This is a genomic window from Sphingomonas sp. GlSt437, assembly GCF_048015635.2.
In the GTDB taxonomy this organism is placed as follows: Bacteria; Pseudomonadota; Alphaproteobacteria; order Sphingomonadales; family Sphingomonadaceae; genus Sphingomonas.
In genome coordinates, this window is the sequence record NZ_JBPGYA010000001.1 from 1,543,214 (window position 1) to 1,554,910 (window position 11,697).

An 11,697-nucleotide genomic window follows, 5' to 3' on the forward strand; every position below is an offset into this window, starting at 1 on the left:
CCGACGGCGCGAATTTACTTCGCGCCGCTGCAACCCGGCCTCCTCACCGTCAGCCATCCACCCTACCGCCTAGCGGCGCCACCGGCCGCCTGCTACCGACATCGGCATGTTCGACTTCGCCGACGTCCTGACTCCCGCCGGCCTGACGGCGCTTGTGCAGGTCATCGCGATCGACCTGATGCTGGCTGGCGATAACGTGATGGTGCTCGGCACGCTCGCGGCGGGGTTACCCGATGCGCAGAGGCGGCGCGCCCTGACGCTAGGCGCGGCGATCGCGCTCGTCTGCCTTATCGGCTTTGCGCTGATCGCGACCACGCTGCTCAAGGTGGTCGGGCTTCTGTTGGCGGGCGGCTTGCTGCTGCTCTGGGTGGCGTGGAAGCTGTTCCGCGAATTGCGCGTGAGCGAGGGGGATGCTGGCGACGGCGTCGTCGCGCCGCGCACGCCGAAGAGTTTCGGTCAAGCGGCCGTGCAGATCGCGCTGGCGGATTTGTCGATGAGCCTGGACAATGTTCTCGCGCTGACCGGCGCCGCGCGCAATCACCCCACCGTGCTGCTAATCGGGCTCGGCTTTTCGGTAACGGTGATGGCAGTTGCCGCTAATTTGATCGCGCGCATCATCGGTCGCCATCGCTGGATTGCCTGGGCCGGCTTGGCGATGATCCTTTATGTAGCCGGATCAATGGTTTATCATGGCATCACCGATCCCAAGGTTGGCGTCATGACGGCGATGCCGGGTTAGCGAACCATCCTTCGGGTTGTTCCGCGCCGATCAGCCCAGGCGGTGCCGCTGCTCGTGATCGAGCAGCCATTGCTTGGTGACAGGGCCGTCGCCGCCCGAATAAGCGCCCAGCGCCCCGCCGGCGGCAAGCACCCGGTGGCAGGGAATGACGATCGGGAAGGGGTTGCGCGCGCACGCCTGGCCGATGGCGCGGGCGCCCGACCCGGTCGCACGGGCCAGCGCGCCGTAGCTCATCGTCGCGCCATAGCCGATGCTGGCGATTGCAGCGCGCAAAGCTTCGCCGCGCGGGGTAGCGGTCGGCCGCAACGGGAGATCGAAGCTGGTACGGGTGCCGGCGAACCACTCCATCAGCTGCTGCTCAGCCAGCTTGAGCAATGGCGTCATGGCGGCGACCGGTGCCAGCCCTTGAGCAATACTGATCGCGATGAGCTCGTCCTTACTCGCCTCCACCCGTACGCCGCCAACGGGCGTTGCGATAACCGCGTGATCGGGCGCATACATGGCGCTGGCTATGCCTGTTGCGAGCGCGACGCTCAAGCGGAGTAGGACAATGAAGATCAATGTCGAGATAGAATGCACGCCCGAGGAAGCGCGGCGCGCGATGGGGCTGCCCGATTTCACGCCTGTGCATGAGAAATATGTCGGCATGCTGTTGGAAACCATGGATAATGGCGTTCGGCCCGAGATGCTCGAAGCGGTGATGCGCAGCTGGGCGCCGATGGGGGAGGCCGGAATGAATTTCTGGCGACGGTTGTTCGACGCGAATAGCGGCGGCACCTCGAGCTGAGAAAGACATCCTTGGCAGATACAGTCTTTGCCGTTTCGAGCGGCGCCCCGCCAGCCGCGATCGCTGTGCTCCGGATATCGGGGCCTGAAGCGGGTTGGGCGGTTAGAATGCTTGCGGGTGTTTTGCCGGAACCACGCGTCGCAAGACTCGCCAAGCTCGCTGACCCCGCCAATGGTGAAGTGCTAGACAGGGCGCTGATCCTCTGGTTCCCGGCGCCGCGGAGCGCGACTGGGGAGGATGTGGCTGAGCTCCACGTGCACGGCGGCCGCGCGGTTCTTGCGGCGGTTGAGCGGGCGTTGGCAGCGATACCTGGGTTGCGACCGGCTGAGCCCGGCGAATTCACCCGGCGTGCTCTGTCGTCAGGGCGGATCGATCTTGCAGAGGCTGAGGGGCTGGGCGACTTGCTGATGGCCGAGACCGAAAGCCAACGCCGGCGCGCCCAGGCGGCGGTGGATGGCGTGGTGAGCAAGGCAGTTGCGGGCTGGGCTGGCCGCGTTCTTGCTTTAGCTGCGCGCGTTGAGGCGGCGCTCGACTTTGCGGATGAGGATGATGTTGAGCCGGAACTCGGCCATCACGATCTCGTGGCGCGCGATAGCGCGACGCTCGCGCATGAGATGCGCGCCGTGCTCGACGAGCCACCGATCGAGCGGCTGCGCGACGGTATCCGTGTCGTGCTCGCTGGCCCACCGAACAGCGGTAAGTCGACATTATTTAACGTGCTTGTTGATCGTGATGCGGCGATTGTGTCACCGATTGCGGGGACCACGCGAGACCGGATCGAGGCGCCGGTTGTCCGTGACGGCATCGCCTATTTGCTGATCGACACGGCTGGCTTGGCTGACGCGACAGATGACCCAATCGAGGCGGTCGGAATTGATCGGTCGCGAAAGGCGATGGTCGAAGCCGACCTCGTGCTTTGGCTGGATGACGTACCACCACCGCCGAGCTTGGATGCGATTTGGCTTTTTCCACGTGCCGACGATCGAGAGACACGCGGTGAGGATCGCCTAGCCGTTTCCGCGCTAACCGGTGCCGGCATGAGCGCGCTTTGGCTGCAGATCAGCGAGCGAGCGAAGGCACTGTTGCCCCGCGAAGACAGGCTCGCGGTCAATCGCCGGCAACGGGCCTTGATTGAGGCGGCTGCCGAGGCATTGGAGGCAGCAGCGCATGAAGGGGACGTCGTATTGCGCGCAGAATGGCTCAGGTTAGCGCGAGCAGCGCTCGATCGCATCACGGGGACCTCGGGCGTCGAAGACATGCTCGATGCGTTGTTTGGGCGATTTTGCATCGGTAAATGATGTTTCACGTGGAACGGTGTTTTGACTTAAGCACGCGCGGCGCTTAGCGGCACGGCATGGCTCAGTTCGACGTCATTGTGGTCGGAGGCGGGCACGCCGGCACCGAGGCTGCGGCCGTGGCTGCGCGGCGTGGCGCGCGTGTCGCACTGGTGAGCTTCGACCCGAAGCGGATCGGCGCGATGTCGTGCAACCCGTCGATCGGCGGGCTGGGCAAGGGCCATATCGTGCGAGAGGTCGATGCCTTTGATGGCCTGATTGCGCGTGCTGCGGATGCTGCGGGGATCCATTACCGCTTGCTCAACCGCTCCAAGGGCGCCGCGGTGCAGGGCCCGCGGGTCCAGGCGGATCGGAAGCTTTACTTGCGAGCGATCCAGTCGATGCTCGGGGCGCAGGCCAGGCTGACGGTGATTGCGGGTGAAGCTGGCCAGTTGGAGGTTGTTGGTGGCCGCATAGCTGGGCTCACCCTTGGCGACGGAACTTTTCTGAGCGCGCCCGCAGTGGTTCTCGCAACCGGTACATTCCTCGGCGGGCGCATCTTCCGGGGTGAGGAGCGCCTCGTGGGTGGCCGGATTGACGAGCAGGCGGCGACGCGGCTTGGCGAGCAGCTCCGCGCGGTTGCGCTGCCAATGGCGCGACTGAAGACAGGGACACCGCCTCGCTTGGATGGCCGGACCATCGACTGGGCTGGCTTGGAGGAGCAGCCAAGCGACAGCGACCATTGGACGATGTCGTCGATGACGCACCGTCGCCCGCAGCGTCAGTTGTTCTGCGCGATCACGCGAACCACGCCGGCAACGCACGATATCATCCGCGCGAATCTAGATCGCTCACCGATGTTCACGGGGGCGATCGATGCGCGCGGGCCGCGTTACTGTCCGTCGATCGAGGACAAGGTCCATCGCTTCGCCGATCGCGATAGCCATCAGATCTTTCTGGAGCCGGAGGGTCTCGACGATCATCTTATTTATCCCAACGGTATCTCAACGTCGCTGCCGGCCGATATCCAGCAAGCGATGATCGCAACCTTGCCGGGCCTCGAAGCCTCCCGGATAGCCGTACCCGGCTATGCGGTTGAATATGACCATATCGACCCCCGCGCGCTGCGCCGGACGCTTGAGGTCGAGGCGGTGCCGGGGCTCTTCTGTGCCGGACAGATCAACGGGACGACCGGCTATGAGGAAGCAGCGGGGCAGGGGCTGGTCGCGGGGTTGAATGCCGCGGCGCTCGCCCTTGGATTGGAGCCTGCCGTGCTCGATCGCGCCACCAGCTACCTTGGCGTGATGATTGACGATCTCGTGCTGCAAGGAGTTACTGAGCCCTATCGGATGTTGACGGCCCGCGCTGAATTCCGGCTCCATTTGCGTGCCGACAATGCTGAGACCCGGCTTGGATCGGCTGCTCGGGCGCTTGGATGTGTCGGGCCTGATCGGGAATCGGCGCAGCTACGACGGGAGGAGGCTCGTCAAGCGATCCATGCCGGGCTGTCGCGTGAGCTGACCGCAAGTGAGGTGATCAGCGGCGGGGCATCGGTGGCGGCGGATGGCAGTAAGATGAGCGCTTATGACTGGCTGCGCTTCCCGGGTGTCGAGCTTAGCCAGCTTGTTCCAAATCTCGTCGGTGACCCGGCGGTGATCGACGAAATCGTCGCCGACGCGCATTATGCACCGTATCTGCGCCGCCAGGCGCAGGAGATTGAGGCGCTGCGCCGGGACGAAGCGCTGCTGCTTGCTGCCGGTCTGGACTATTCCGCAATCCCGGGATTGTCGGGCGAGATGGTCGAGCGGCTGCAATTGGCGCGACCGGAGACGCTCGGCGCCGCGGGTCGTATCCGTGGCATCACGCCAGCGGCGTTGTCGGCAATCCTTTTGCACGTCCGCAAGCGCGCGGCATGACCGAGGCCGAGGCGAGGGTATGGATTAGAGCGCGGTTTGGTGTTTCACGTGAAACAGCCGTCGCCCAATTTCTCGACTTTCTGATCACCGAGTCCGCTGATCAAAACCTGATCTCCGCATCGAGCATCGGCGAGATTTGGCGGCGTCATGTCGTAGACTCCGCGCAGCTCCTTGGACTCGCTCCAGCAGATCGCAGTGCCCTGAATTGGGCAGATATCGGCACAGGCGCGGGTTTTCCGGGCATGGTGTTGGCAATTTTGAGTGACCATCGCTTCTCGTTGATTGAGCCGCGGCGCCGGCGAGCAGAGTTCCTACAAAGATCTTCAGGGGCGTTGGGCATCACACACCGTGTCCGCGTCAAGCATGCACGTGCCGAGACTATCGACGATCAAGTCGATGTCATATCCGCACGCGCGGTCGCGGCTTTGCCGGAGCTGCTCAAAACAGGCCGAGCGATTTCCACAGAAAAAACGCTGTGGCTGCTGCCCAAGGGCCCAAATGCGCGCGAAGAGGTGGCGGCAGCGCGGCGGACGTGGCATGGGTCGTTTCACGTGGAACCGAGCATCACGCAGCCGGATTCGCTCATTGTCGTCGCAACGGGTGTCAAACCACGATGAAGTGCATCGCGATCGCCAATCAAAAAGGGGGGGTGGGCAAGACCACCACGGCCATTAATGTCGGCACCGCGCTGGCGGCGACGGGCAAGCGCGTACTGCTGATCGATATGGACCCACAGGGTAATTGCTCGACCGGCCTGGGGATTAACCGCGCCGAGCGGACTCGATCGACTTACGATCTGCTAATCAACGGCGCGCTGCTGTCGGACGTGGTGGTTTCAACGCGGGTGCCGCGGCTCGATATCGTGCCTGCAACGGTTGATTTGTCGGGGGCCGAGATCGAGCTGGTTGAGCTCGACGAGCGAACGCATCGTCTTAAATTCGCGCTCGAGGGTGCCAGCGGCAATTGGGACGTCGCGTTAATTGACTGTCCCCCGTCGCTCGGCTTGCTGACGATGAACGCGATGGTTGCGGCGGAATCGCTGCTCGTCCCGCTCCAATGCGAGTTTTTCGCGCTCGAAGGATTGAGCCAGTTGCTGAATACCGTCGAGCGGATTCGGAGTCGCTTCAACCCTGGCCTGACCATTTTGGGCGTGGCGCTGACCATGTATGATCGGCGCAATCGTCTGACTGACCAAGTCGCTCAGGATGTGCGAGCGGTGCTGGGGAAAGTCGTTTTCGATACGGTGATTCCTCGCAACGTTCGCCTTTCTGAGGCCCCCAGCCACGGGCTGCCGGCGCTAATCTACGATTATCGTTGCCCGGGCTCGGAAGCCTATATCGCGCTGGCCCGCGAACTGATCGGCCGGCTCGATCCACCCCGCTCCACTACCAGCGCACAGGCCGCATGACCGATCAAAGCCCGACAATCGCACGCAAACCGCGCCCCGGCCTTGGCCGTGGTCTCAGCGCCCTCATGGGCGATATCGAGCGAGAGGCGCCAGTGGGTCATGAAGCCGATACCTGGCCAGCGTCTGGATTGCGCCTGCTGCCCGTCGGCGCGCTCAGCCCGCATCCCGGCCAGCCGCGTCGCCATTTCGATGACGCGGCGCTTGATGAGCTTGCCCAGTCGATCGCGACTCGCGGGCTGATCCAGCCGATCGTCGTGCGCCCGCACGGCACTGGCTTTCAGATTGTCGCGGGCGAACGTCGCTGGCGAGCCGCCCAGCGTGCCCGGCTCCATGATGTTCCGGTCATCGTCAAGGAGTTCGATGACGCCGCCACGATGGAAGTCGCGCTTGTCGAGAATATCCAACGCCAGGACCTCAACGCGATCGAGGAAGCGCAAGCCTATCAACGCCTTATCCGTGACTACGGCCATAGCCAGGAAGAACTGGCGCGCATCGTTCACAAGTCGCGAAGCCACATCGCCAATTTGATGCGGCTGCTGCAGCTGCCGCCCAAGGTGCAGCAGCTGGTGATCGAGGGCACGCTCGATATGGGACACGCTCGCGCGCTGATCGGCGCTGCTCATGCCGAGGCCCTGGCCGAACAAGTCGTCGCCAAGGGGCTATCGGTGCGGGATACCGAGCGCTTGGCGCGCGGAGCCAAGGGCGCCAAATCGAACGGCACGGCTGCCGGCCGCGATGCCGACATTGCCGCGCTTGAGCACCAGCTGAGCGACTTGCTTGGGCTGAACGTGCGGATCAATCATGGGCCTAAGGGCGGCGCGCTGACGCTGAGCTATTCGACCCTGGATCAGCTCGACATGATCTGTCAGCGATTGAGCGGTGAGCGGTCTTACTAAGTCGGGGCCTAAAGCGCTAACCTCGCCGGGCCGCACGCGCGATATCGATCATCGCTGCGTCGGCGAGGACCGGACCAGCCGTGGCAGCCGCCATCAATGATCGCTCAGCACGGCGCAGATGGTCGATCGCATCAGACAGTCTTTTAGGCGACGAAAGTCGCAGCGCCTTGGCCATACTCGCTTTTTCGCGGAAAAAGATGTTGTGGCGCTCAATCGTGTCGTTGACCGAGGCGCCCGCCGCAACGTCGGCGCTCAATTCGGCAAGCGTCATCAGCCGCCGCACCGTAGCGCGCATCACGGGAATCGGCGAGGTGCCCGACTCGCTCAACCGGGCCAGTGCGTCGCCGAGCGCTTCCGGGCGGCCTTCGACTGCAGCATCGATCGCCGCGGCGATATCGCCTTCGCCCAGATCGGCGCCGACAGCGTCGATCGCGCCGTCATCGAGCGCCTTGGGTCGGTCCGGCGCAGCGTCGAGGTAAAGCGCCAGCTTCTCAATCTCGCGTGTAAGGATGGCGCGGTCGCCGCCGCTCAGTCCGACCAACCGCGCCGCCACCCGGCCTGTGGCGCGCAGGCCATGCTCTGCCGCGATCGTGCTGGCCAGCGCGTTCGCTTCCTCGCCGACCGGCTGGTAGCACGCGTGCGCCATTGCGGTTGGCGCGGCGAGAGCGGCCTTGACGAGCTTGCTGGTCGCTTTCGCAGACGGTGCGATCACGACCACCGGATTGGCGGCTTGCTCGGCGGCAAGCAGCAAGGCGACTGCCTCATTGCTTTCCTCGCCGGTATTGCTGACCAGGATATAGCGCGGCTCGCCGAACAGCGACATTGACGCGGCCTCGGTCGCCAGCCGTGCCGGATCAGCGCGAAGCTGCGCGCCTTCCAGATCGATCCGTTCAACCCCCGTGCCCAGCCGCCGGCCGAGTCGCATCGCCCATTCGCGCGCGCCGGCATCATCGGGGCCGTAAAGCAGATAAAGGCGGACACCATTGTCTGCGCGATCGATCGCGGCGCGGAGCTGGCTGGCGCTTGCCTTCACTTGGTCCGCGGCGTGGTACGCTCGGCGTAAAGCGCGACGCGCGCAACGATCTGGTCGGCAACGATGCCCGATAGCCGCTCGAGCGCGGTTTGCTCGGCGGCAACGGTGGCGTATTCCGAGCTCACGACGTCGATGCCGGCGTCCGAGCCCGCTGTCGCATCGACGACAATCGCGCCATTGGACAAGTCGATCAGTTGATAGCGCGCCCGCAAGGTGCGCCGCTCACGCGTTACGACGTCGTTGTTGTTGACGCCCAGCCCGATGATCTTGTCGTCGAGCTTGATTTCAAGTCGATAGGCGGCGACGCCATTGCCGCCGGCAGCGAGCCGGTCGCGGACGGCATTGGCCACGAGCCAGCCCGATTTGCCTTCGATTGGCGCGACTTCCACATGCGTAAGCAGCCCGGCGACGCGGCCATCGCCGCCGCCTGAATAAAGCGGCCGCAGCCCGCAGCCGCCCAGCGCCAAGCCAAGCAATGCCGGAGCGATCCAGAAGCGCGCGCGCGTCATGCGACGATGTTGACCAAGCGATCGGGCACCACAATCACTTTTTTGGGCGCGGCGCCGTCGAGCGTGCGCTGCACATTGGCGCTGGCGAGCGCGAGCTCTTCGAGCGCCTCACGCGCGGTGCCCTTGGCGACGGTCCGGGTGTCGCGTAGCTTGCCATTGACCTGGATCGCGACGGTTACCTCATCGTCGACCAGCAATGCCGGGTTTACCTCGGGCCAGGCCGCATCCGCAATCAAGCCGGACTTGCCCCAGCCAGCCCAGGCTTCCTCGGCAAGATGCGGCGTCATCGGCGCCACCAGCAGGAGCAGCGTCTCGATCGCTGCGGTGCGCGAGGCTGATGGCGCCGCCTTTTCGATCGCGTTAACGAGTTCGTACAGCTTGGCGACCGCCTTGTTGAACGATAGCGCTTCGATATCGGCAGCGACGCCGGCGATGGTCTGATGGAGCTTGCGGTCGAGCGCACGATCCTCACCGGCTTCCTCGCGCTCACCGTCGCGTGCGCCATCGAACAGCCGCCACAGCCGTTGGACGAAGCGCCACGCCCCCTCGATGCCGTTTTCCGACCATTCGAGGTCGCGTTCGGGGGGCGAATCGGAGAGCATGAACCACCGCACCGCGTCTGCGCCGTATTGGTCGACGATCGGTTCAGGATCGACGGTGTTCTTTTTCGACTTCGACATCTTCTCGACGCGGCCGACCTGGACCGGTTGACCATCGGCCTTGAGTGTCGCGGCACCGCTCGCAATGTCGAGGTCTTCAGGATTGTACCAGACGCGCTCGGTGCCTTGGCCTTTATAATAGGTCTCGTGCGTCACCATGCCCTGCGTGAACAGCCCGGCAAACGGCTCGGCAATGTCGAGCCGTCCAATCCGCTGCAGCGCGCGCGTCCAGAAGCGCGCGTAGAGCAGATGGAGGATCGCATGCTCCACCCCGCCGATATATTGCGCGACCGGCAGCCATTTTTCCGCCTCCGCCCGGTCGAACGGCTTGTCGCTCGGCTGGCTGGCGAAGCGGATGAAATACCAGGAGGAATCGACGAAGGTATCGAGCGTGTCGGTCTCGCGCCGCGCCGGTTTGCCGCAGCTCGGGCAGTCGACATGCTTCCACGTTGGGTGGCGGTCGAGCGGGTTGCCGGGGATGTCGAAGCTCACATCTTCGGGTAGCACGACAGGCAGCTGGTCGCGCGGTACCGGCACCGCGCCGCACTCATCGCAATGGATGATCGGGATCGGCGTGCCCCAATAACGCTGGCGGCTCACCCCCCAGTCGCGGAGGCGATAGACCGTCGATCCGGTGCCCCAGCCTTCGGCCTCAGCGCGCGCGATGACGGCGCGCTTGGCAGCCTCGACATCCAGGCCATCCAAAAAGCCCGAATTCACGATCCTGCCCGGCCCGGTATAGGCCTCATCGCCCTCAAATACCGGCGCGTCATTATCGCCCTCGGCGACGACGCGCTGAACCTTCAGACCATATTTGCGCGCGAAATCAAGGTCGCGTTGGTCGTGCGCAGGCACGCCCATCACCGCGCCGGTGCCATAGTCCATCAGCACGAAATTGGCGATGTAGACGGGGAGCTCCCAGTCCGCGCCAAAGGGATGCAGCACGCGATAGCCAGTGTCGAAGCCGAGCTTCTCCTGGGTTTCCAGCTCAGCGGCGGTCGTGCCGCCCAGCTTGCACCGCTCGATGAAGGCCGCCGCGTCCGCATCGGTCGCCGCCAGCGCTTGCGCAACGGGGTGATCTGCGGCGACCGCGACAAAACTCGCGCCGAAAATTGTGTCGGGCCGCGTGCTGAATACTTCGATCGGCTGGTCGAGCGGGCTGACGGGGGCGAAGCGAAAGGTGATGCCGCTCGATTTGCCAATCCAGTTCTCCTGCATCAGCTTGACCTTGTCGGGCCAATGCTCGAGCGCGCCGAGCCCGGTCAACAACTCATCGGCGAAATCGGTGATCTTGAGGAACCATTGGCTGAGCTTGCGCCGCTCGACCAAAGCGCCCGATCGCCAGCCGCGCCCGTCGATCACTTGCTCATTGGCGAGCACGGTCATGTCGACCGGATCCCAATTGACCGACGATTCCTTGCGGTAGACGAGGCCGGCGGCGAACAGGTCGAGAAACAGCGCTTGCTCGTGGCCGTAATACTCAGGCTCGCACGTCGCCAGCTCGCGGCTCCAGTCGAGCGCGAAGCCAAGCCGCTTCAACTGCGCGCGCATCGTCGCGATGTTGGCGCGCGTCCAGGTGCCGGGATGCACCTTCTTTTCCATCGCGGCGTTTTCCGCCGGCATGCCGAACGCGTCCCACCCCATCGGGTGGAGCACTTCCATACCCTGCATCCGCCGGAAGCGCGCGAGCACGTCGCCCATCGTGTAATTGCGGACATGCCCCATATGGATCCGCCCCGATGGATAGGGGAACATCTCCAGCACATAGGAGCGCGGCTTGTTACTGTCGTTTGACGCGGCAAAGGTCTGGCGTTCTTCCCAGATCGCCTGCCAGGCCGCGTCCGCCTTCAGGGCGTTGAAGCGAGACGCCATGCGATACGCTGCCTCGTTATTTGATCGAGGCGGCGCGGCGCAGATCGCGAGCGCGGGTGAGGATCAAATCCTCCATCCGCTGCGACGTGGCGGCCTCGACCGGTGCGCCAACCCACTCGCCATTGCGATTGATCTGGCGCTGCACGGCGACGCGCACCGCATCGGCGCGCAGATCCTGGTCTAGGATCGAGACCGTCACCTTCACGCGCTCAGCGGGCACGGCGGGATTGGCATACCAATCGGTCACGATCACGCCGCCGTTCGAGTCGGTCTGGACGAGCGGCATGAACGACACCGTGTCGAGCGCGGCGCGCCACAGATAGGCATTGACGCCGATCGAGGTGATCCGCGCCGGCGCCTGCGTATCCTTGGGGTGGTGCTTGTGGAACACGCAAGCCGACAGCGACGCGGCGATCGTGACCATCAGCGCGAGACGCAGCGAGCGGCGGTTCATCGGCATTTCCCTGATCTTTCCCGGGCAAGACGACCCGTTGGCCTCTATAGATGCTCCAACGCGCGCCGCAAGGCTCGCGCGGCGGCGGCTGAGCGCTGTGGATCATGTGCAACAGTTGCGACGAAAATGCGGCAGAGAGTGGTGTGGCAT

At 64.4% G+C, this 11,697-nt stretch carries 12 protein-coding genes; 7 read left to right on the forward strand and 5 right to left on the reverse strand.

Features of this window, described 5'->3' with window-relative positions:
* Nucleotides 1-106: 106 nt before the first annotated feature.
* A complete protein-coding gene (locus ACLB0R_RS07610) occupies nucleotides 107-739 on the forward strand; it encodes a YjbE family putative metal transport protein (RefSeq protein ID WP_416642667.1) in 633 nt (210 codons plus the stop codon).
* Nucleotides 740-769: 30 nt separating this feature from the next.
* Here ACLB0R_RS07610 and ACLB0R_RS07615 read toward each other — a convergent pair whose 3' ends face one another.
* Nucleotides 770-1,240: a methylated-DNA--[protein]-cysteine S-methyltransferase gene (locus tag ACLB0R_RS07615; RefSeq protein WP_416642668.1), complete on the reverse strand. Its 471-nt coding sequence runs from the start codon at nucleotides 1,238-1,240 to the stop codon at nucleotides 770-772.
* A gap of 49 nt (nucleotides 1,241-1,289) precedes the next feature.
* On the opposite strand from ACLB0R_RS07615, the gene ACLB0R_RS07620 reads away from it, so the two are divergent.
* Genes ACLB0R_RS07620 through ACLB0R_RS07645 form a run of 6 tightly spaced genes read left to right on the forward strand, consistent with a single transcriptional unit; the run spans nucleotide 1,290 to nucleotide 7,020 of the window.
* Entirely contained in the window at nucleotides 1,290-1,526 is a 237-nt protein-coding gene (locus ACLB0R_RS07620) for a DUF6489 family protein (protein ID WP_416642669.1), read from the forward strand.
* A gap of 11 nt (nucleotides 1,527-1,537) precedes the next feature.
* Nucleotides 1,538-2,824, forward strand: a complete 1,287-nt coding sequence (gene mnmE, locus ACLB0R_RS07625; RefSeq protein WP_434953808.1) for a tRNA uridine-5-carboxymethylaminomethyl(34) synthesis GTPase MnmE — start codon at nucleotides 1,538-1,540, stop codon at nucleotides 2,822-2,824.
* A 56-nt stretch (nucleotides 2,825-2,880) separates the two neighbouring features.
* Entirely contained in the window at nucleotides 2,881-4,716 is a 1,836-nt protein-coding gene (gene mnmG, locus ACLB0R_RS07630; protein ID WP_416642670.1) for a tRNA uridine-5-carboxymethylaminomethyl(34) synthesis enzyme MnmG, read from the forward strand.
* Complete coding sequence (rsmG, locus tag ACLB0R_RS07635) at nucleotides 4,713-5,333, forward strand: 16S rRNA (guanine(527)-N(7))-methyltransferase RsmG (RefSeq protein WP_416642671.1); 621 nt, start codon at nucleotides 4,713-4,715, stop codon at nucleotides 5,331-5,333. The genes mnmG and rsmG overlap by 4 nt, the downstream gene beginning before the upstream one ends.
* Nucleotides 5,330-6,124 (forward strand): ParA family protein, encoded by a 795-nt coding sequence (locus ACLB0R_RS07640; RefSeq protein WP_416643039.1) that lies wholly within the window; start codon nucleotides 5,330-5,332, stop codon nucleotides 6,122-6,124. The genes rsmG and ACLB0R_RS07640 overlap by 4 nt, the downstream gene beginning before the upstream one ends.
* Nucleotides 6,121-7,020 carry a ParB/RepB/Spo0J family partition protein gene (locus ACLB0R_RS07645; RefSeq protein ID WP_416642672.1) on the forward strand — a complete coding sequence of 300 codons (900 nt, stop codon included), beginning with the start codon at nucleotides 6,121-6,123 and terminating at the stop codon, nucleotides 7,018-7,020. The genes ACLB0R_RS07640 and ACLB0R_RS07645 overlap by 4 nt, the downstream gene beginning before the upstream one ends.
* Nucleotides 7,021-7,036: 16 nt before the next feature.
* Here ACLB0R_RS07645 and holA read toward each other — a convergent pair whose 3' ends face one another.
* The 4 genes from holA to ACLB0R_RS07665 are packed head-to-tail and all read right to left on the reverse strand — an operon-like array spanning nucleotide 7,037 to nucleotide 11,547.
* Entirely contained in the window at nucleotides 7,037-8,053 is a 1,017-nt protein-coding gene (gene holA, locus ACLB0R_RS07650) for a DNA polymerase III subunit delta (RefSeq protein WP_416642673.1), read from the reverse strand.
* Nucleotides 8,050-8,562 (reverse strand): LPS assembly lipoprotein LptE, encoded by a 513-nt coding sequence (lptE, locus tag ACLB0R_RS07655; RefSeq protein ID WP_416642674.1) that lies wholly within the window; start codon nucleotides 8,560-8,562, stop codon nucleotides 8,050-8,052. Before lptE ends, holA begins: the two co-directional genes overlap by 4 nt.
* A complete protein-coding gene (gene leuS, locus ACLB0R_RS07660; protein ID WP_416642675.1) occupies nucleotides 8,559-11,093 on the reverse strand; it encodes a leucine--tRNA ligase in 2,535 nt (844 codons plus the stop codon). Before leuS ends, lptE begins: the two co-directional genes overlap by 4 nt.
* A 16-nt stretch (nucleotides 11,094-11,109) precedes the next feature.
* Nucleotides 11,110-11,547, reverse strand: a complete 438-nt coding sequence (locus ACLB0R_RS07665; protein ID WP_416642676.1) for a DUF3576 domain-containing protein — start codon at nucleotides 11,545-11,547, stop codon at nucleotides 11,110-11,112.
* Nucleotides 11,548-11,697 lie beyond the last annotated feature (150 nt).

Coding starts and splice junctions, on each gene's coding strand:
- ACLB0R_RS07610 (WP_416642667.1), top strand. CDS start 107: ATGTTCGACTTCGCCGACGTCCTGACTCCCGCCGGCCTGACGGCGCTT.
- ACLB0R_RS07615 (WP_416642668.1), bottom strand. CDS start 1,240: ATGTATGCGCCCGATCACGCGGTTATCGCAACGCCCGTTGGCGGCGTA.
- ACLB0R_RS07620 (WP_416642669.1), top strand. CDS start 1,290: ATGAAGATCAATGTCGAGATAGAATGCACGCCCGAGGAAGCGCGGCGC.
- mnmG (WP_416642670.1), top strand. CDS start 2,881: ATGGCTCAGTTCGACGTCATTGTGGTCGGAGGCGGGCACGCCGGCACC.
- rsmG (WP_416642671.1), top strand. CDS start 4,713: ATGACCGAGGCCGAGGCGAGGGTATGGATTAGAGCGCGGTTTGGTGTT.
- ACLB0R_RS07640 (WP_416643039.1), top strand. CDS start 5,330: ATGAAGTGCATCGCGATCGCCAATCAAAAAGGGGGGGTGGGCAAGACC.
- ACLB0R_RS07645 (WP_416642672.1), top strand. CDS start 6,121: ATGACCGATCAAAGCCCGACAATCGCACGCAAACCGCGCCCCGGCCTT.
- lptE (WP_416642674.1), bottom strand. CDS start 8,562: ATGACGCGCGCGCGCTTCTGGATCGCTCCGGCATTGCTTGGCTTGGCG.
- leuS (WP_416642675.1), bottom strand. CDS start 11,093: ATGGCGTCTCGCTTCAACGCCCTGAAGGCGGACGCGGCCTGGCAGGCG.
- ACLB0R_RS07665 (WP_416642676.1), bottom strand. CDS start 11,547: ATGAACCGCCGCTCGCTGCGTCTCGCGCTGATGGTCACGATCGCCGCG.